Source organism: Streptomyces buecherae (assembly GCF_014295035.1).
Lineage (GTDB): Bacteria > Actinomycetota > Actinomycetes > Streptomycetales > Streptomycetaceae > Streptomyces > Streptomyces youssoufiensis.
In genome coordinates, this window is sequence record NZ_CP060404.1 from 1,131,065 (window position 1) to 1,149,455 (window position 18,391).

Consider the following 18,391-nt stretch of genomic DNA (forward strand, 5'->3'; position numbering starts at 1 on the left):
CACCGGGCCCGGCCGTGCCCGGAGTCCGGGCGGGTCTTCGCGGGGGTTCGAGCGGGCTCGGGCCACTCTCCCGGCGCGGGGCGCGCGGGGCCGGGCCGGGTGGCGGGGCTCAGCGCTCGCGCACCATGTCCACGAACAGGGCGTGTAGGCGGTGGTCGCCGGTCAGCTCCGGGTGGAAGGAGGTGGCGAGCACGTTGCCCTGGCGGACGGCGACGGTGTGGCCGTCGTGCACGGCCAGCACGTCGACCGAGGCGCCGACGGACTCGACCCAGGGCGCGCGGATGAACACGCCGTCCACGGGGCCGCCCTCGACGCCCTTGACCTCGACGGCCGCCTCGAAGGAGTCGTTCTGCCGGCCGAAGGCGTTGCGGCGCACGGTCATGTCGACGCCGCCGAGGGTCTCCTGGTCGTCCCGGCCGTCGAGGACCTTGTCGGCCAGCATGATCATGCCCGCGCACGTGCCGTACATCGGCAGCCCCGCGCGTACCCGCTCGCGCAGCGGTTCCAGCAGGCCGAAGACGCCGACGAGCTTGGACATCGTGGTGGACTCGCCGCCGGGGATCACCAGGGCGTCCACCTCGTCCAGCTCTTCGGGGCGGCGTACGGGGCGGGCCAAGGCGTCGGCCGCGGCCAGCGCGATGAGGTGTTCGCGGACGTCGCCCTGGAGGGCGAGGACGCCGACGGTGGGGGTGCGGGACACGGGGTGGGACCTCGCAGGAGTAAGCGGGTGGGACAGCGGTCGGGGCGCGGGGCCGGGACCGCGGTGGGCGCGGGCGGCGGGGTGGCGGCCCGCCTGTTGGCGCGGCGCCGGGGTGGCCCCGCGCTGGGGCGGGGCCACCCGCCGCTCACATCGGCCGGGGCCGGCTCACCAACCGCGGTTGGCGTAGCGCTCCGACTCGGGGAGGGTGTCGCAGTTGATGCCGACCATGGCCTCGCCCAGGTCGCGGGAGGCGTCCGCGATGACCTTGGGGTCGTCGTAGAAGGTGGTGGCCTTCACGATGGCGGCGGCGCGCTTGGCCGGGTCGCCGGACTTGAAGATGCCCGAGCCGACGAAGACGCCCTCGGCGCCGAGCTGGCGCATGAGCGCGGCGTCGGCGGGGGTGGCCACGCCGCCGGCGGAGAACAGCACGACCGGCAGCTTGCCCAGCTCGGCGACCTCCTTGACCAGCTCGTACGGGGCGCGCAGCTCCTTGGCGGCGGCGAACAGCTCGTTGTGGTCGAGCGAGCGCAGTCGGCCGATCTCGCCCTTGATCTGGCGCAGGTGGCGCACGGCCTCGACGACGTTGCCGGTGCCGGCCTCGCCCTTGGAGCGGATCATGGCCGCGCCCTCGGCGATGCGGCGCAGGGCCTCGCCCAGGTTGGTGGCGCCGCAGACGAACGGGGTGGTGAAGGCCCACTTGTCGCTGTGGTTGACCTCGTCGGCGGGGGTGAGGACCTCGGACTCGTCGATGTAGTCCACGCCGAGCGACTGGAGCACCTGGGCCTCGACGAAGTGGCCGATGCGGGACTTGGCCATCACCGGGATGGAGACGGCGCTGATGATCCCGTCGATCATGTCCGGGTCGGACATCCGGGCCACGCCGCCGTCCTTGCGGATGTCGGCCGGGACGCGCTCCAGGGCCATCACCGCGACGGCGCCCGCGTCCTCGGCGATCTTCGCCTCCTCCGGCGTGACGACGTCCATGATCACGCCGCCCTTGAGCTGCTCGGCCATGCCGCGCTTGACGCGGGCGGTGCCGGTCTCGGGGTGCTGGGAAGCGGTTTCAGGCGTGCTGGGGGACGTGCTCGACACGGTGTGACCTCACTCGATACGAATAGCGCGAATGGTCCTATCGTAGGCCCGTTCGAAACGAGGGTCGGAATGGCCTTCCGGTCCAGGTTCGGGCCGATAGTGCTACACCTCTGACAAAACCCGCTGGTGGCCCCTGGCGGCAAGGGCCAATCCGGGGCGGGTGGCTCGTTGACTGGTCGGGGCGGGCCCGGCGGGCCGCGCCGACCGGAGGCCAGCCGCCCGGTGGAGGCGGCCCGTGCCCGGCCCCGAAACCCCCCGCCCTGGGGCGTTGCCTCTGCCCCTGGGACAGGGGGCACAGTGGCCGCGTGAACGAGGACGTGAACGAGGAACTGGCCACCGGGGAACTGATCACCATCGGGGAACTGGCGGGCCGCACGCGGCTGAGCCCCAAGGCACTGCGGCTGTACGGGGACCGGGGGTTGCTCTCACCCGCGCACGTCGACCCGCGCACCGGGTTCCGCCGCTACGGGCCCGACCAGGTGGAGCGGGCCCGCCGCATCGCGCTGCTGCGCGCGGCGGGCATGCCGCTGGCCCGCGTCGCCGAGGTGCTGGACGCCGACGACGCGCGCTCGACGCGGCTGCTGGACGCCTACTGGCGTGAGCGCCGGGCCGAGCACGCCGCCCGCCGGGCGGCCGTCGCCTACGCGCGCCACGTGCTGACCGGCGACGGCCCCGCCCCGTACGCCATCGCCGAACGCGACGTGCCCGAGCAGAAGGTGGTCTGCGTCCGCCGGCACGTGGGCGCCGCGGAGTTGCCAGGCTTCCTCGCCAAGGCCACCGAGGTCCTCTTCGACCACCTCCGGCAGACCGGCGCCTGCCTGTCGGGGCCGGTGTTCGCCGCGTACCACGGTCTGGTCGGCGAGGACTGCGACGGGCTGGTCGAGGTGTGCGTCCCGACCCGGAGCCCGGTCGAACCGGGCCCGAGGATCGCGGTGCGCGTCGAGCCCGCCCACCGCGAGGCGTACACGGCCCTGGCCCGGCGGGACACCGGGTACGCGGCGATGGCCGCCGCCCACGACGCGGTCGGCGCCTGGCTCCACGCGCGGGGGCACGCCCGCGGCGGCCCCTCGCGCGAGGTCTACCACCCGAACTGGGCGACGGCCTCGTGCCCCGACGAGCGGGTGGCGGACGTCGCCTGCTCGTTCGCCCCGGCCCCGGGAGGCGCCGGCGCTCCCGCCGGCGGCCGGACCGAGCCCAGTCCGGCGGCGGCCGACGGACGGGCGCCGGGCGGGCGGGGTTGGCCGGCGCGCCTCACGCCACCCGATCGGCCAGCGCGGCCGGCAGTTCGTCGTCCATCTCGAAGGCCAGCGGGAACGGCGCGTGGCCCGCGAGCCGGAACCAGCGCACCTTGCGGTGCCGGCGCAGGGCCCGCGCCGCGCGCACCGCGTCGTTGTGGAACCGCCTGGCCATCGGCACCCGGCGGACCGCCTCCACCAACTCCCCCATCGCCGCGTCGCCGCCCGGCGCCTGTTGCACCGCCTCCACCTGGGCGGACTCGGCGAAGACCGCGCGCAGCGCCTGGCTCAGCTCGCTCTCGGCCACCTCCCGGTGCTCCTCCTCGGCCTGCCGCGCGGCCTGCGCCGCCTGGTACAGCACGATCGAGGCGGCCGGGTCGAGCAGGCTTGAGGTGGCCAACTCCTGGGCCACCGAGGCGCGCCGTAGCAACTGCGCGTCGAGCGCCGCGCGGGTCGCGTCCAGCCGGGTGTGCAGCCGGTCCAGGCGGCCGGCGGTCCAGAGCAGATATCCGGCGATGGCGAGGAGAACGACCGCGATCCAGATCAAAGTGGTCACGCGGGGTCACGGTACCGGCTTCCGAGCACCGCCCGAGCCCACGCGCGACCCGCCCCGGCCCCGCGTCCGCCGGGCTCGCGGCTACTCGCGGCTGAGCCCGAACCGGAAACGCGGCGTCGAACGCTCGTCGGTGGCCACCGACGCCGCGCCCGCGGTGACCGTCTCGTACACGGCCAGGATGTCCGCGCCGACCGTGACCCAGTCGAAGCGGCGCACGTGCCGGGCGCCACGGGCGCGCAGCGCGGCCCGCCGCGCCGGGTCGGCCAGCAGCCGCACCGCGGCCTCGGCCAGCGCGCTCGCGTCCTCGTTGCGGAACAGTTCGCCCGCCTCACCCTGGTCGAGCACCTGGGCGAACGCGTCCAGGTCGCTGGCCAGCACCGGCGCGCCCGCCGACATCGCCTCGACCAGGATGATCCCGAAGCTCTCGCCGCCGGTGTTGGGCGCCACGTACAGGTCCACGCTGCGCAGCAGCCGGGCCTTGTCCTCGTCGCTGACCATGCCGAGGAACTCCACCCGGTCCCGCATGGCCTCGGGCAGGTCGGCGACGGCCTCCTCCTCGTCGCCACGGCCGGCGACCAGCAGGCGGGTCCCCGGGCGCTCGGCGAGGATCTCGGGGAGCGCCCGCATCAGCACCGGCAGCCCCTTGCGCGGCTCGTCGATGCGGCCGATGAACCCGATGGTCTCCCCCTCGGCGCCGCCGTTCGACGCGCCGGACCACTCCCGTTTGGGCTCGGCCCGCGCGAAGAAGTCGACGTCCACGCCGTTGGGGATGACCACGGCGTCGCCGCCCAGGTGCTCGACGAGGGTGCGCCTGGCGTACTCGCTGACCGCGATCCGCGCGCTGATCTTCTCCAGCGCGGCCTGCAGGATCGGGTACGCGGCGATCATCGCCCGCGAGCGCGGGTTGGAGGTGTGGAAGGTGGCCACGATCGGGCCCTGCGCCGCCCAGCACGCCAGCAGGCCGAGCGAGGGCGAGGTCGGCTCGTGGATGTGGATCACGTCGAAGTCGCCCTCGTGCAGCCAGCGGCGCACCCGGGCGGCGGACAGGAACCCGAAGTTCAGCCGGGCGACCGAGCCGTTGTACGGAACGGGTACGGCCCGGCCCGCGGAGACGGCGTAGGACGGCAGGGGCGTGTCCTCGTCGGCGGGGGCGAGCACCGACACCTGGTGCCCGCTGCGGATGAGGTGTTCCGCCAGGTCACGGATGTGAAATTGCACGCCGCCGGGGACGTCCCACGAGTACGGGCAGACGATCCCGATTCTCAACTCGGCTCCGTTCCGGGGCTGCCGGGGTTGTCTGGGCGGGGGTTGTCTGGGCCGGGGTCGAGATCGCTAAGCCACAGCGGTTGCAGCATGTGCCAGTCGTAGGGGTGGCTCGCGATGCCCTCGGAGAAGACGTCGGCGAGGCGCTGGGTCATCACGGCACTCCGCTCGGCGCGGGTGCCGGTGCCCGGGTCCTCGATGGCCGGGTGCAGCCGGCCGTGCATGACCGGCGACCGGTCGTACCAGAGCGTCACCGGCAGCAGCAGCGCCCCGGTGCGCACGGCCAGCGAGGCGGGCCCGCCGGGCATCTTCGTGGTCTCGCCGAAGAACGACACCTCGACGCCGGACGCCGACAGGTCGCGGTCGGCGACCAGGCACACCAGGCCGCCGGCGCGCAGCCGCCGCGCGAGCGCGCCGAACGCGCTGCCGCCGGTGTGCGGCAGCACCTCCATGCCCAGGCTCTCGCGGTAGGCGACGAACCGGTCGTAGAGCGTCTCGGGCTTGAGCCGTTCCATGACGGTGGTGAACGGCGCCCCGAGCCTGGTGGCGACCCAGGCTCCGGCCAGGTCGTAGTTGGCCATGTGCGGCAGGGCGACGACCACCCCGCGGCCGCTGGCCAGGCCCTCCTCCAGGTGGTGCACGCCGGCCGGCGCGAAGCTGTCGCGGATGCGGTCCTCGCCCCAGGTCGGCAGCCGGAAGGACTCCAGCCAGTAGCGCGTGTACGAGCGCATGCCGAGCCGGGACAGCGCGGCCAGGCGGCGCGCGGTCGGGTCGGGCACCACCCGCGCCAGGTTCGCCTCCAACTGGCGCACCCCGGCGCCGCGTCGGCGCCACACGGCGTCGGCGGCGTGCTGGCCGAGGCGGGTGACGACCGGTTCGGGCAGCGCCTTCAGGGTGCTCCAGCCCAGCCCGTAGAGCCCGTCGGTCAGGCGTTCCCTCACGCCCGCTCGCTCCCCCCGCGGGCCGAGGCGCCGGCCGCGGTGGTGGTCTCCGAGGCGTCGTCGCCGTCCTCGGCGTCCGCCTCGAGCGCCTCGCGCCGCACGGTGATCACGCGCTGGATCAGGGTGACCAGGCTGCCCACGCCGACCGCCCACAGCGCGATGGGCAGCAGGATGTCGATGTGCGGGACGCCGAACGTGTGCAGCCCCGACAAGCCGCACGCCACCAGCGAGACGACCAGGCGCTCGGCGCGCTCGACGAGGCCGTTGACGTTCACCGGCAGCCCGATGGACTCGCCACGGGCCTTGGTGTACGACACGACCTGGCCGCTGGCCAGGCAGAAGATGGTCACCGCGCACAGCGTGATGCTGTCGCCGCCGCCGGCGTACCACAGGGCGAGCCCGCCGAAGATCGCGCCGTCGGCGACCCGGTCGAGCGTCGAGTCGAGGAAGGCGCCCCACCGGCTTGAGCGGCCGAGCTGGCGCGCCATGTTGCCGTCGACCAGGTCGGAGAAGACGAACAGGGTGATGACCACCGTGCCCCAGAAGAACTCGCCCTGGGGGTAGAAGACCAGCGCGCCGGCCATGACCCCACCGGTTCCGATGAGGGTCACGGCGTCGGGGCTGACCCCGAGCCGGATGAGCAGGGCGGCGAACGGCGTGAGAACACGCGTGAAGAACGCACGCGCGTACTTGTTCAGCATGGCCTTCCCGAAGGGTCGAAATGGGCCGCGTGGTCAGCAGGCCACCGGCTGGCCCATCGTAGCCACGCGGCATGGCGCGCCGCGCACGCGCGCCATCGCCCGGCGACCTGGGGCACCACTGCGGGCGGCGGGCGGGCCCCGCGACGGGGCGCCGACCCGCACCAGCCGCCCAGGCCGACCGCCCTCCCCCGCCCTCCGTCCACCCCGCACGCCGGGTCCGCCGCTCGGCCCGAGGCAGGCGCCGGCGCGCTGGTGGCGGGGTGGCGGGCGGGTGCGGGGCGGGCCCGGCGTGCGGGGTTACGGGGCCATGTGCGACGTATGGACGCGCCATGACCGCGGTGGAAAGCTCGAAGGACGCGGGTGTCAACCGGGAGGTCGAGACACATGGGCGAGAAGACGAGCACGCATCCAGGGGCCGCCGGCAGGGCGACGACGGCCGACCATCCCCGTGCGATCCGGAACGTGGTGCTGGTCGGCCACAGCGGGGCGGGCAAGACGACGCTGGTGGAGGCGTTGGCGCTGGCCACCGGAGCGGTGAACCGGGCCGGCCGGGTCGAGGACGGGGGCTGCCTGTCCGACTACGACGCGATCGAGCACCGGCAGCACCGGTCCGTACAGCTCTCGGTGGTCCCGGTCGAATGGGGCGGAATCAAGATCAACCTACTGGACACACCAGGCTACGCCGACTTCGTCGGGGAGCTGAGGGCCGGTCTGCGAGCCGCGGACGCGGCCCTTTTCGTGGTGTCCGCCGCGGACGGCGTGGACGGTGCGACGCGCATGGTGTGGGAGGAGTGCGCCGCCGTCGGCATGCCCCGGGCCATCGTCATCACCCATTTGGAGGCAGCGCGCGCCGACTTCGACGAGATGACCGAGACCTGCCGCGACGCCTTCGGCGGCGACGACCCCGACGCGGTGCTGCCGCTGTACCTGCCGCTGCACGGCGACGCCGGCCCCGACGGGCACCGCCCGGTCACCGGGCTGATCGGGCTGCTCTCGGAACAGGTCTACGACTACGGCTCGGGCGAGCGCACCCCGCGCCCGCCGGACGCGGAAGAGGCACCGTTGGTGGCCGCGGCCCGCGACCGGCTCATCGAGGGCATCATCGCCGAGAGCGAGGACGAGACTCTCATGGACCGCTACCTCGGTGGCGAGGAGATCGACGTCGGGACGCTCGTCGAGGACCTGGAGCGGGCGGTGGCGCGCGGCTCCTTCCATCCGGTGCTGGCCGCCGCCCCGGCCGGGGACGGCTCCCGGCAGGGACTCGGCACCACCGAACTCCTGGAACTGATCACCGGCGGCTTTCCCACGCCGCTGGAGCGCGCGGCCCCGCCCGTGACCACGCCCCAGGGCGCGCCGCGACCGGCCCTCACCTGCGATCCCGCGGGTCCGCTGGCCGCCGAGGTCGTGAAGACCTCGTCCGACCCGTACGTCGGCCGCGTCTCGCTGGTGCGGATCTTCTCCGGCACGCTGCGCCCCGACGAGACGGTGCACGTCTCCGGGCACGGCCTTGAGGACCGGGGCCACGAGGACCACGACGTGGACGAGCGCGTCGGCGCCCTCTCCGCGCCCTTCGGCAAGCAGCAGCACACCGTGCCGCGGGCGATCGCGGGCGACCTGGCGTGCGTGGGCAAGCTGAGCCGGGCCGAGACCGGCGACACCCTCTCCGCCAAGGACGACCCGCTCCTGATGGAGCCGTGGGTGATGCCGGAGCCGCTGCTGCCGGTCGCCATCGAGGCACACAGCAAGGCCGACGAGGACAAGCTCTCGCAGGGCCTCGCCCGGCTGGTCGCCGAGGACCCGACGATGCGCCTGGAACACAACCCGGACACCCACCAGGTGGTGCTGTGGTGCCTGGGCGAGGCGCACGTGGACGTCGCGCTGGAGCGGCTGCGCGCCCGGTACGGGGTGCGCGTGGACGCCGTGCCGCACAGGGTGTCGCTGCGCGAGACGTTCGGCGCCACGGCCAGCGGCCGGGGCCGGCACGTCAAGCAGTCCGGCGGCCACGGCCAGTACGCCATCTGTGAGATCGAGGTGGAGCCGCTGCCGGCCGGCTCGGGCATCGAGTTCGTGGACAAGGTCGTCGGCGGCGCCGTGCCACGGCAGTTCGTGCCCTCCGTGGAGAAGGGCGTGCGCGCGCAGGCGGCGCGCGGCGTCGCGGCCGGCTACCCGCTGGTGGACGTCCGCGTCACGCTGGTGGACGGGAAGGCGCACTCGGTGGACTCCTCCGACGCCGCGTTCCAGACCGCCGGCGCGCTCGCGCTGCGCGAGGCCGCGGCCGACTGCCGCATCGACCTGTTGGAGCCGGTGTGTGAGCTGCGCGTGAGCATCGCGGACGAGTACGTCGGGGCAGTGATGAGCGACCTGTCCGGGCGTCGGGGCCGGGTGGTGGGCACCGAGCAGACCGGCTCCGGGCTCACGCTGGTGCGGGCCGAGGTACCGGAGTGGAAAATCAGCCGTTACGCCGTGGACCTCCGCTCGCTCTCGCACGGCACGGGCCGCTTCGAGCGCTCGTACGCGCGCCACGAGCCGATGCCCCCACAGCTCGCCGAGCGCATGCGCGAACCGGCGGAAAGCCAGGCATAGTACGCGCGCCACCGCCGCCAACGGCCCTGCCACGGACGGCTTTCGAGGCGGTGAGGACAGGCGGCACCCGCCACGGATACGCTGGAGGGCGGTTCAGCGGCGAGCCGCTGCGGCGCGGGACACGTGCCGAGGATGCCAGTCGGGAACAAGCCGCAGCAACGCAGGTCTGTGGCATTGGGGGCGGTAGTGACGGCGGATGGATTCGACTTCAGTCCCGGGGCGCAGGTGCCGCTCTCCGGGGCGGCCGGGCAGACGGCCGCGACACAGGCGCTCGCCTCGGCCGCCTACCGCGACAGCGAGGTCAGCAAGCTGCTCGACGCCAACTCCGAGTGGACGGTCTCCGAGGTCAAGCCGCCGCGGTTCTCCCTCTTCGAGCCCAACCTCGGGGAGGCGTTCTCGCGCGCCGTCCAGGTCCGCATGCTCGGCGGCGCCCGCAACCAGATCATCCAGTCCTTCGGCATAGAGCCACAGACCGTGGTCGAGCACTGCCTGGCGGCCAACCGCATCCGCAAGACCCGGGACGCGCGGCTGACCGTGGTCATGGTCGTCTTCGGGCTGCTGTTCCTGCCCGGCGTGCTGCTCTGGCTCGCCGCGTTCCAGATCCGGCGCACGCTGGCGGGCTCGAAGAACAAGCGCGCCGGTGCTGTCGGCATCCTGCTGGCCCTGGTCGCCGCCGGCCTCGTCGTGTTCGGGATGATCGAGGCGCCGACGGACGACTTCTGGTGGATCTACGCCCGGGTGATGCTCGTCGCGCCGGTGGTGGGCTGGTTCATCGCGAAGCAGATCAGCGAGCGCACCGCCAAGGACCTGCGCGAGCGCTGGACCGCGCTGCTGACCGGCGGCGGCCTGGGCGCCAAGGTGCCCGAGGCCGTGCCCCGCAACCCCGGCGAGACGGCGGCCGAGCAGTTGCGCAAGAACCTGGAGAAGCTCACCGCCGAGCAGCGCAGCAACATCGTCTTCTACGCCGGGCCCAAGGGGATACTGGGCATGGGCACCCGCTGGGGCACCTGGCAGCTCGCCGAGGACCTGGTGCCCAGCGAGGCGGACAAGGAGATCAACCCGTTCCGTAGCTGGGACGTCATAAAGGCCATCCACGACCAGCTCAAGCTGCTGGAGCGCGGCCCGCTGCACACCGGCGGCTTCCCCACCCCCTCCGTGCGGCACTGGGTGGTCTCCGCCGTCGGCGAGGGCGCCAAGTCGGTGGCCCGCAGCGGGAGCACGGAGGAGGAGGGCTTCCAGGTCAAGGGCGTCGAGTTGCAGCGCATCTGCAACGACCAGCAGTTCGACAGCGGTGACCGGCACTACCTGGGCGTGCAGTTCGTGCTCTGGGACGGCCAGCTCGTGATCACCATGCTCATCACCGTGACCGTGCTGCACAAGACGCTGCGCATCGAGGTGACGGGGCACGCCCTGGGCCCGGTGCACCCGCTCTTCACGACCAAGCCGTCGCCGAAGACCAAGACGGTCAACAAGACCATCAAGTTCTGGGAGACCCGGAGCATCCCGCAGCCGCTGGTCGAGGCCAGCGAGGTGGTGCGGCTCGCGGCCCGGGCCCCCTTCACCTGGTACCCGCCGCTCCTCGACTACCTCGGCGGCAAGCTCACCCTGCCCGAGCCCTTCGGCCTGCGGCACGCCTGGGCCGACAAGCCCTGGCGGCACCGCTTCATGGCGGACGACGCGCTGCGCGCCGCGACCCCGGTGCTGCGCGTGGTGCACGACGCGGCGCTGCGGGTGCTGCGCGACAACGGCGTGGACACCGAGCGCTTCGGCAACCGCTCGCTCGCCCTCAGCGGCGCGGTGCAGGACGCGACGCCCCGCAAGGCCGACCTGTACGACGCCTGACGTCCCCCGGCCAGGCTCCGACCGGCCTCACGCGAACGCACACCCGCGGCCCGCTCCCGGTCATCCGGGGGCGGGCCGCGGGTGCGTTGCCGCCCGGGAACCGGGTGGCGGGGCGGACGGGGGCGCGGGCCGTCGGCCCGCGCCGTGGGACGGGCCCGGCCAGGTCAGGACAGCGGCCAGACGTCGGCGAGCAACTGCCGGGTGTCGCCGAGCAGTTGGGGCAGGACGCGGGTGGTGGCCACGATGGGCATGAAGTTCGTGTCGCCGCCCCAGCGCGGCACCACGTGCTGGTGCAGGTGCGCGGCGATACCGGCCCCCGCGACGCTGCCCTGGTTCATGCCGATGTTGAAGCCGTGCGCGCCGGACGCGGTGCGCAGCGCCGTCATGGCGGCCTTGGTGAACTCGGCGAGCTCGGCCGTCTCGTCGGCGCGCAGCTCGGTGTAGTCGGCGACGTGCCGGAACGGGACCGACATCAGGTGCCCGGAGGTGTACGGGTACAGGTTCAGCACCGCGTACACGTGCTGGCCCCGGGCGATGATCAACCCGTCCTCGTCGCTCTTGTCGGGGATCGTGCAGAACGGACAGCCGTCATCAGCGCCCGGACCGGTCGGCTTGTTCTCGCCCTGGATGTACGCCATCCGATGCGGCGTCCACAGGCGCTGGAAGGCGTCCTGGGTGCCGACTCCGATCTGCTGCTCCGGCTCACTCGTCATGCGCGCCAGCATATTCCCCGGTGGGGCGGTGGCGCGGGGCGCCCCGGGCGGGCCCGCCGCCCGCACGGCCGGCCCGACCAGCAGCGGCGACGCCGGGGCCCCCGCCGCCCCGCCCGGGGAGGGCGGGGCGGCGGGGGCCCGGTCGGTCATACCTGGACGCGACGCTCCACGGCGTCCACGATCTCCGCGATGGCCTCCGCCCGCGGGATGCCGTTCTTCTGCGAGCCGTCGCGGTAGCGGAAGCTGACCGCGCCGGCGGCCACGTCCTCGTCGCCGGCGATGACCATGAAGGGGATCTTCGCCTTCTGCGCGTTGCGGATCTTCTTCTGCATCCGGTCCGACGAAGAGTCGACCTCGATCCGCAGCCCCCTGGCCTTGGCCTCGGCCGCGAACTCCGCCAGGTAGGGCACGTGCCCGTCACCGATCGGGATGCCGACCGCCTGCACCGGGGCCAGCCAGGCCGGGAAGGCGCCCGCGTAGTGCTCCAGGAGCACCGCGAAGAACCGCTCGATGGAGCCGAACAGCGCCCGGTGGATCATGACGGGCTGCTGCCGCGAGCCGTCGGCGGCCGTGTACTCCAGGTTGAACCGCTTGGGCTGCTGGAAGTCCACCTGGATGGTGCTCATCTGCCAGGAGCGCCCGATGGCGTCCTTGGCCTGCACGGAGATCTTCGGCCCGTAGTACGCCGCCCCGCCCGGGTCGGGCACCAGCGGCAGACCCTGCTTCTCGGCCGCCAGCCGCAGCGCCTCGGTGGCCTCCTCCCACTCCGCGTCCTCGCCGATGAACTTGTCGGACTCGGGGTCGCGGGTGGACAGCTCCAGCTCGAACTCGTTCAGGCCGTAGTCGCGCAGCAGGTTCAGGACGAAGGTGAGCAGGTCGTCCAGTTCCTGCGGCATCTGCTCCTTGGTGCAGTAGATGTGCGAGTCGTCCTGCGTGAAGCCACGGGCCCGGGTGAGGCCGTGCACCACGCCCGACTTCTCGTACCGGTAGACCGTGCCGAACTCGAACATGCGCAGCGGCAGCTCCCGGTAGGAGCGGCCACGGGCCTTGAAGATCAGGTTGTGCATGGGGCAGTTCATGGCCTTGAGCCGGTAGTTCTGCCCGTCGAACTCCAGCGGCGGGAACATGCCGTCGGCGTAGTTCGGCAGGTGCCCCGAGGTCTCGAAGAGCTTCTCCTTCGAGATGTGCGGGGTGTTGACGAACTCGTAGTCCGCCTCCTCGTGCCGCCGGCGCGAGTAGTCCTCCATGACCTTGCGCACCACGCCACCCTTGGGGTGGAAGACCGCGAGGCCGGAGCCCAGCTCCTCGGGGATGGAGAACAGGTCCAGTTCGGAGCCCAGCTTGCGGTGGTCGCGCTTCTCGGCCTCGGCGAGGAACTCCAGGTGCGCCTTGAGCTCGTCCCTGGTCGGCCACGCGGTGCCGTAGATGCGCTGGAGCTGGGGGTTCTTCTCGCTGCCCCGCCAGTACGCGGCGGCCGAGCGCATCAGCTTGAAGGCGGGGATGGCCCGCGTCGACGGCAGGTGCGGGCCGCGGCACAGGTCCTTCCAGCACAGCTCGCCGGTCTTGGCGTCGAGGTTGTCGTAGATCGTCAGCTCACCGGCGCCGACCTCGGCGGACGCGCCCTCGGCGGCGTCGGCCGCGGAACCCTTGAGCCCGATCAGCTCCAGCTTGTACGGCTCGTCCGCCAGCTCGTCGCGCGCGGCCTCGTCGCTGACCGCCCGGCGCGAGAACCGCTGGCCGCGCTTCTGGATCTCCTGCATCTTCTTCTCGATGCGCTTGAGATCGTCGGGGTGGAAGGGGGTCTCGACGTCGAAGTCGTAGTAGAAGCCGTCCCGGATGGGCGGGCCGATGCCGAGCTTGGCCTCCGGGAACAGCTCCTGCACGGCCTGCGCCATCACGTGCGCGGTGGAGTGCCGCAGGATGTTCAGGCCGTCCTCGGAGGTGATGTCGACGGGCTCGACGGCATCGCCGTCGGCCACCTCGTACGCCAGGTCCTTCAGCTCGCCGGCCACCCGGGCGGCGACCACGGAGCGCTCGCCCTCGAAGAGCGCGGCGGCCGTCGTGCCCGTCGTGACCACGCGTTCTTCCCGCTCGGAATCGCGTTGGATGATCACACGGACGTCTGACACCGGTCTCTCCTGACGTATGGGTCGCGCGACAGCGAACACTGCGCGACTCGAATCGTACCGAGCGGGGCACCCCTCCCGCGAAACGGTTCGCCGCACCCCCGCCCCTCGGCCGGGCCCCGCCCCCGGGACGATCACGCCACACACCGCCCCCCTCCCCGCCCTGACCCACCACCCCCTCGCGCCCCGCGCTCCCCCAACTCCCCGACGTACGAGGCGGGTTCGAGGCCACACCACCGGGATCACCCGAGGAGGCGCGGCCGGCCAGCACGCGCGAGGGGGCGGCTCAGCGCTCGGCCCGACGCGCGGCGGCCAGCCCCACACCGGCCGCGAGGGCGCAGACGCCGGTCAGCACGCTCAACACGGTCTCCGTCCCGCCGCCGTCGAGCACCACGGTCAGGATCACGTTGGCCCCCAGGCACAGCCCGAGCATCAGCCACAGCACGCCCTTGGTCGCACCGCTCATCTTCGCCACCTTCCTCGCCACCACCCGGCCCGTCCCACCGGCTTTGTCGCGGTTCACGGTAGGGAGGCGGCGGTGGGGCCCACCATGGAGCACTCCCCCATGTCGGGGTGTATCCAGCTACACCATCGAGGAATGCGCGAGGGGCAACGCAAAGCGCCGCACTCCTCATGGAGTACGGCGCCTTATCGATTCCGGGTGGGCGATACTGGGTTCGAACCAGTGACCTCTTCGGTGTGAACGAAGCGCTCTCCCACTGAGCTAATCGCCCGGCTATTCGGCGGTTATCCCTGGGGGCTTTCCCGCGAACGAGTTGAACAATACAGGTCGCGACGACCGTTGTTCAAACCGCGTTCGCTACCCGGGCCCGACGCCCAGCAAGGCCCGCAGCCCGCGCTGGCCGCCGCGCATCATCAGCGCGTGGTTGAGCACGAGGAACGGCCGGCACGGCAACCCCAGGCGCCGCAGAAGAGGCTTGCACAACTCGACCTCCTGCTCGAAGAGCGCCCGACACCCCTCACCCCGCGCGCCGGCCCGCACGGTCCACCGCGCCCAGCCCTCCAGGTCCCCGGTCATCGCGATCTCCAGCACCCGGGCCACGGGATCGCGCCGCGTCGCCCGCGCGGCGAGGAGGAGGTCGTACGGCAGGAACGAACGAACCCGCATCGACCCACTGAGCTCCCCCTCCGCCTCGGCCGCGCGCACCTGCGGCCACCAGGCCGGATACTCCTCGGCCCGCTCCAGCACCGCGTACACCGCTTCGGGCGGCGCGGCGAGCGTCCACGAGCTGCGAAATCGATAGTGATGCCAACCAACCATGCCCACCAGCCTGCCCCGCACGACCCCCCTCAAGGCCCGAATCTCCCGCACGAAGCCCCGCCCCCGGCGACGGGCAGCCGAGCCACCCCGCCACCTCACAGCCGAGCCCGCGCCCACCCCGCTCCGACGAAGCCGAGCACCCCGGCCGTGGCGAAGCCGAGCCACCCCACCACCGCACAGCCGCAACCAGGCCCACCCCGCTACGGCGCAGCCGAGCCACCCCGCGAGGGCAAGGCCGAGCCACCCCCGCGATGGCGAAGCCGAGCCAGCCCCACCCCGCTCCGGCGAAGCCGAGCACCCCCACCCCACGCCGCGGCCCCACCCCGCCGGGCCCCGGGGGTGCGGGTGGCGGAGCCCCCGCCCGGCGAGGCGAAGCCGAGCAGAAACGACGAAGGCGACCCGGTCCGCGCTTTCCGCGGACACGAGTCGCCTATCGCCTTCGTGGGCGATACTGGGTTCGAACCAGTGACCTCTTCGGTGTGAACGAAGCGCTCTCCCACTGAGCTAATCGCCCTCAGCCCGGCCAACATTACCGCATGTCAGGCCGTGCCTATGACCACGGGTGGGTCACTCCTCGATCTTCCACGGCATGACGATGCCGAACTTCCAGACGTACACCGCGAGGGCCGCGGCCACGATCACCAGGCCGATGACGGTCAGGATGATGTTGCGGCGGCGCACCTTGGGATCGAGGGCGCGCTGGGTGGCTTCGCTGACCTTGCGCTTGGTCCAGCGCAGGACGAGCTGGGCCCAGACGAACTCGGTGGCCCAGATTCCTATGCCGCCGAAGATGACCAGCCAGCCGGGCCCGGGGAGCGGCAGCATGATGATGCCCACGATGACCACCGCGAGGCCCACCACGAAGACGCCGACCTGCCAGCTCAGATGCAGGGCGCGCGACTTCTTGATGAAGTGCGGCGCCCGTGAGCCGAGCACCGGCTCGGCCTTCTCGCGCTCTTCGGTATCCCCCGTATCAGGTGGCGTGGGCGTTACGGTGCCCATCTGCCGCCCGTCACTCTCCGCGTTCATACTAGCCAACCTACCGGATCGCACAGCTTCACTGGAATGGCGGATTTAAGCGAACGAGGGGTCGGCCAGCCGAGCGACCCGAAGACCCGCAAAACGGGCAGAGGGGTTTACAACGGCACCGTAGGTGGCATGTCGATTTCGCCGACGTGCGAATCCCCGAGCGCACACTGAGCGAAAGGCCCTGGCGCTTATGAACACCACGGTCAGCTGCGAGCTGCACCTGCGCCTCGTTGTGTCGAGCGAGTCCTCACTGCCTGTACCCGCGGGCCTGCGGTATGACACGGCCGATCCCTATGCCGTGCACGCCACCTTCCACACCGGAGCCGAAGAGACGGTCGAGTGGGTGTTCGCCCGCGACCTGCTCGCCGAGGGCCTGCACCGGCCCACGGGCACCGGCGACGTCCGTGTCTGGCCGTCCCGCAGCCACGGTCAGGGCGTCGTCTGCATCGCCCTGAGCTCTCCGGAGGGTGAGGCACTGCTCGAGGCCCCGGCGCGGGCCCTGGAATCCTTCCTGAAGCGAACAGACGCCGCCGTGCCGCCAGGCACCGAGCACCGGCACTTCGACCTGGACACGGAGCTGTCGCACATCCTGGCCGAGAGCTGACGTCGCGCACGGGCTGACGTCTCGCGGTCACGCATCGCGACGCGCCGGCTCCCGCCCGCGTGGGGCCGTCCGACTCGGGGAGACGGTTCGCGACACGGCGGGCACTCGACAACCGCATACGAGAGACGGCGGTGCCGTCGCCCGGTTCTGACCGCGGCGACGGCACCGTCGTCGCTCCCAGCCGCTAGAGTCACGGGAGTCGAAGGGCAGCCGCCGACCCAGCCGGCCAGGGAGCAGATGGTGCTGATCAACCACGACACCCGGTGCGCGCTCGACGCGGTCGTCGATCTGGTGAACACGATGCCCGAGGGCGCCGCGCCCGACGGATTGCCCGATGTGGCGGCGCTCGGCGACTTCGTCACCCGGCACGCGATCAGCGACGTGGGCGCCCTCGGCAAGCGCGACCTGGTGGCCGTGCACGCGACGCGGGCGCGGTTCGTCGAGGTCTTCGCGGCCACCGACACACCGACCGCCGCGGCCCTGCTCAACGCCATGGTGGCCGCCGCGGGGACCACGCCGCAGCTCACCGACCACGACGGCTACGACTGGCACGTGCACTACTTCGCGCCGGGCGCCTCGATCGCCGACCACCTCGCCGCCGACGGTGGCATGGCGTTGGCGTTCCTGCTGGTGGCGGGTGAGCGCGAGCGGCTGCGGCGGTGTGAGGCCCCGGACTGCCAGCGGGCCTTCGTCGACCTGTCGCGTAACCGTTCGCGCCGCTACTGCGACAGCCGGACCTGCGGAAACCGTCTGCACGTGGCCGCCTACCGCGCCCGGCGTCGGGAGGCCGGGGTCTGAGGCGACCCGGGCCGCACGCGCGGCACGTCGCCGGGCCGGGCGGGTCGGCGGGGGCGGGGGCAGGCCGCGGCGGCGGCTCACCAGCGGTAGAGGTCGTGGACCGCGGCGAGCAGGAGCAGGGTGGCGATCACGCTGAGGAAGAGCATCAGCGGCGGCTGGGACAGTGCGTACAGGCAACCGCGCGCCTCCTGGTGCTCCACGGCGGGTGCCTGGGTGGTGCCCGGCGCGGGGCCTGACACGGGTCCTGGGGCGGGGGTGCGTTCCCCGGGTGAGTGCGACATCGCTGCCCGATGATCCAGGAGCCGGGTCATCGGCAACGACGAACGCCCCCCGCACGGGGGATAGTTCGCTAGATTCCGTGCTTCTTCAGGATCGCCTCGATATCGGCGAACTCGTCGCCACCACCACTCGTCTTCGCCTTGGTCTTGCGCCGGGGCTGCTGCGCGGGGGCCTGGGCGCCACCGAGCGAGGGCGCGGACGCCTCCGGGGCCAGCGCCGCGCGTTGGGCCGCCGCCGCTGCCCTGCGCTCCTTGCGGGTGCCGCCCTCCTCGGAGCGGCGCTCGACGGCGCGGCAGATCACGAACAGCAGCGCGGAGACGGCGAGCACGCCGAAGCCCAGCCACACGGAGGGCTTGAACACCAGGTCGCTGATCCAGTCGGCGATCCCGGTCATGGCCAGCCCCAGCGGCACGAGCGCGTACGCGGCGATGCGGGTCGCCGCCAGGAACCGCTTGCGGTACGCCGTCATGGCGGCGATGCCCAGGCCCGCCGCCGACAGTGCGGCGCACAGCGTCGAGGTCAGCATGCGGTCCTCCTGCTCGTGGGGTGCTGTCCCTTCCATCGTGCACCGTCGGGCGAGCGTTCAGCCACGATCGGGTCGGGGCACGATGCGATATCCGGGACATCTCGGGGGAGCGTGTCCTCCG

General features: G+C 72.6%; 18 protein-coding genes, 2 tRNA genes and 1 pseudogene. 5 read left to right on the forward strand and 16 right to left on the reverse strand.

Annotated elements, in window-relative coordinates; genetic code table 11:
- Positions 1 to 109: 109 nt before the first annotated feature.
- A complete protein-coding gene (gene pdxT, locus H7H31_RS04140; protein WP_187059727.1) occupies positions 110 to 700 on the reverse strand; it encodes a pyridoxal 5'-phosphate synthase glutaminase subunit PdxT in 591 nt (196 codons plus the stop codon).
- 165 nt (positions 701 to 865) lie between these two features.
- Positions 866 to 1,792: a pyridoxal 5'-phosphate synthase lyase subunit PdxS gene (gene pdxS, locus H7H31_RS04145; RefSeq protein ID WP_176164978.1), complete on the reverse strand. Its 927-nt coding sequence runs from the start codon at positions 1,790 to 1,792 to the stop codon at positions 866 to 868.
- A 317-nt stretch (positions 1,793 to 2,109) separates the two neighbouring features.
- Between pdxS and H7H31_RS34895 the strand changes: the two are divergent.
- Positions 2,110 to 2,289, forward strand: a pseudogene (locus H7H31_RS34895) (MerR family transcriptional regulator); the annotation flags it as partial.
- Here H7H31_RS34895 and H7H31_RS33665 read toward each other — a convergent pair.
- The 5 genes from H7H31_RS33665 to pgsA form a co-directional block, all read right to left on the reverse strand.
- On the reverse strand, positions 2,218 to 2,844 hold the full coding sequence (locus H7H31_RS33665; protein WP_232109677.1) for a hypothetical protein: 627 nt from the start codon (positions 2,842 to 2,844) through the stop codon (positions 2,218 to 2,220). The pseudogene H7H31_RS34895 and the gene H7H31_RS33665 sit on opposite strands and share 72 nt — an antisense overlap.
- Positions 2,845 to 3,043: 199 nt before the next feature.
- On the reverse strand, positions 3,044 to 3,583 hold the full coding sequence (locus H7H31_RS04155) for a hypothetical protein (RefSeq protein WP_176164976.1): 540 nt from the start codon (positions 3,581 to 3,583) through the stop codon (positions 3,044 to 3,046).
- 81 nt (positions 3,584 to 3,664) lie between these two features.
- Positions 3,665 to 4,849, reverse strand: coding sequence for a glycosyltransferase family 4 protein (locus H7H31_RS04160; protein ID WP_187062009.1), 1,185 nt, complete (start codon positions 4,847 to 4,849; stop codon positions 3,665 to 3,667).
- Entirely contained in the window at positions 4,846 to 5,787 is a 942-nt protein-coding gene (locus tag H7H31_RS33670; RefSeq protein WP_232109678.1) for a phosphatidylinositol mannoside acyltransferase, read from the reverse strand. The genes H7H31_RS04160 and H7H31_RS33670 overlap by 4 nt, the downstream gene beginning before the upstream one ends.
- On the reverse strand, positions 5,784 to 6,488 hold the full coding sequence (pgsA, locus tag H7H31_RS33675) for a phosphatidylinositol phosphate synthase (RefSeq protein WP_187089355.1): 705 nt from the start codon (positions 6,486 to 6,488) through the stop codon (positions 5,784 to 5,786). The genes H7H31_RS33670 and pgsA overlap by 4 nt, the downstream gene beginning before the upstream one ends.
- A gap of 384 nt (positions 6,489 to 6,872) precedes the next feature.
- On the opposite strand from pgsA, the gene H7H31_RS04170 reads away from it, so the two are divergent.
- Both H7H31_RS04170 and H7H31_RS04175 read left to right on the forward strand, forming a co-directional pair.
- Positions 6,873 to 9,071 (forward strand): elongation factor G-like protein EF-G2, encoded by a 2,199-nt coding sequence (locus H7H31_RS04170; protein WP_187062010.1) that lies wholly within the window; start codon positions 6,873 to 6,875, stop codon positions 9,069 to 9,071.
- A gap of 186 nt (positions 9,072 to 9,257) precedes the next feature.
- On the forward strand, positions 9,258 to 10,913 hold the full coding sequence (locus tag H7H31_RS04175; protein ID WP_187062011.1) for a DUF3784 domain-containing protein: 1,656 nt from the start codon (positions 9,258 to 9,260) through the stop codon (positions 10,911 to 10,913).
- A gap of 164 nt (positions 10,914 to 11,077) precedes the next feature.
- On the opposite strand, the gene H7H31_RS04180 is transcribed toward H7H31_RS04175, so the two are convergent.
- The 7 genes from H7H31_RS04180 to H7H31_RS04210 form a co-directional block, all read right to left on the reverse strand.
- Positions 11,078 to 11,638, reverse strand: a complete 561-nt coding sequence (locus H7H31_RS04180) for an HIT family protein (RefSeq protein WP_187062012.1) — start codon at positions 11,636 to 11,638, stop codon at positions 11,078 to 11,080.
- Positions 11,639 to 11,772: 134 nt separating this feature from the next.
- Positions 11,773 to 13,755: a threonine--tRNA ligase gene (thrS, locus tag H7H31_RS04185; protein WP_187062013.1), complete on the reverse strand. Its 1,983-nt coding sequence runs from the start codon at positions 13,753 to 13,755 to the stop codon at positions 11,773 to 11,775.
- 283 nt (positions 13,756 to 14,038) lie between these two features.
- Positions 14,039 to 14,218 (reverse strand): hypothetical protein, encoded by a 180-nt coding sequence (locus H7H31_RS04190; RefSeq protein WP_176164968.1) that lies wholly within the window; start codon positions 14,216 to 14,218, stop codon positions 14,039 to 14,041.
- A gap of 196 nt (positions 14,219 to 14,414) precedes the next feature.
- A tRNA-Val gene (locus H7H31_RS04195) sits at positions 14,415 to 14,486 on the reverse strand.
- A gap of 86 nt (positions 14,487 to 14,572) precedes the next feature.
- Entirely contained in the window at positions 14,573 to 15,034 is a 462-nt protein-coding gene (locus H7H31_RS04200) for an SRPBCC family protein (RefSeq protein WP_187059555.1), read from the reverse strand.
- Positions 15,035 to 15,476: 442 nt separating this feature from the next.
- Positions 15,477 to 15,548, reverse strand: a tRNA-Val gene (locus H7H31_RS04205).
- Between the two features lie 53 nt (positions 15,549 to 15,601).
- The gene (locus H7H31_RS04210; RefSeq protein ID WP_187061181.1) at positions 15,602 to 16,063 is read right to left on the reverse strand and encodes a TIGR02611 family protein; all 462 of its coding nucleotides are present in this window, start codon (positions 16,061 to 16,063) and stop codon (positions 15,602 to 15,604) included.
- A 190-nt stretch (positions 16,064 to 16,253) separates the two neighbouring features.
- Between H7H31_RS04210 and H7H31_RS04215 the strand changes: the two genes are divergently transcribed.
- A complete protein-coding gene (locus H7H31_RS04215; RefSeq protein ID WP_003959770.1) occupies positions 16,254 to 16,667 on the forward strand; it encodes an SsgA family sporulation/cell division regulator in 414 nt (137 codons plus the stop codon).
- Positions 16,668 to 16,907: 240 nt separating this feature from the next.
- Positions 16,908 to 17,465 carry a CGNR zinc finger domain-containing protein gene (locus tag H7H31_RS04220; protein WP_187061189.1) on the forward strand — a complete coding sequence of 186 codons (558 nt, stop codon included), beginning with the start codon at positions 16,908 to 16,910 and terminating at the stop codon, positions 17,463 to 17,465.
- A gap of 77 nt (positions 17,466 to 17,542) precedes the next feature.
- Here the strand turns inward: H7H31_RS04220 and H7H31_RS04225 are convergent, their stop codons facing one another.
- A complete protein-coding gene (locus H7H31_RS04225; RefSeq protein WP_176164965.1) occupies positions 17,543 to 17,704 on the reverse strand; it encodes a hypothetical protein in 162 nt (53 codons plus the stop codon).
- Between the two features lie 110 nt (positions 17,705 to 17,814).
- The gene (locus H7H31_RS04230; protein WP_187061182.1) at positions 17,815 to 18,270 is read right to left on the reverse strand and encodes a hypothetical protein; all 456 of its coding nucleotides are present in this window, start codon (positions 18,268 to 18,270) and stop codon (positions 17,815 to 17,817) included.
- Between the last annotated feature and the right edge of the window lie 121 nt (positions 18,271 to 18,391).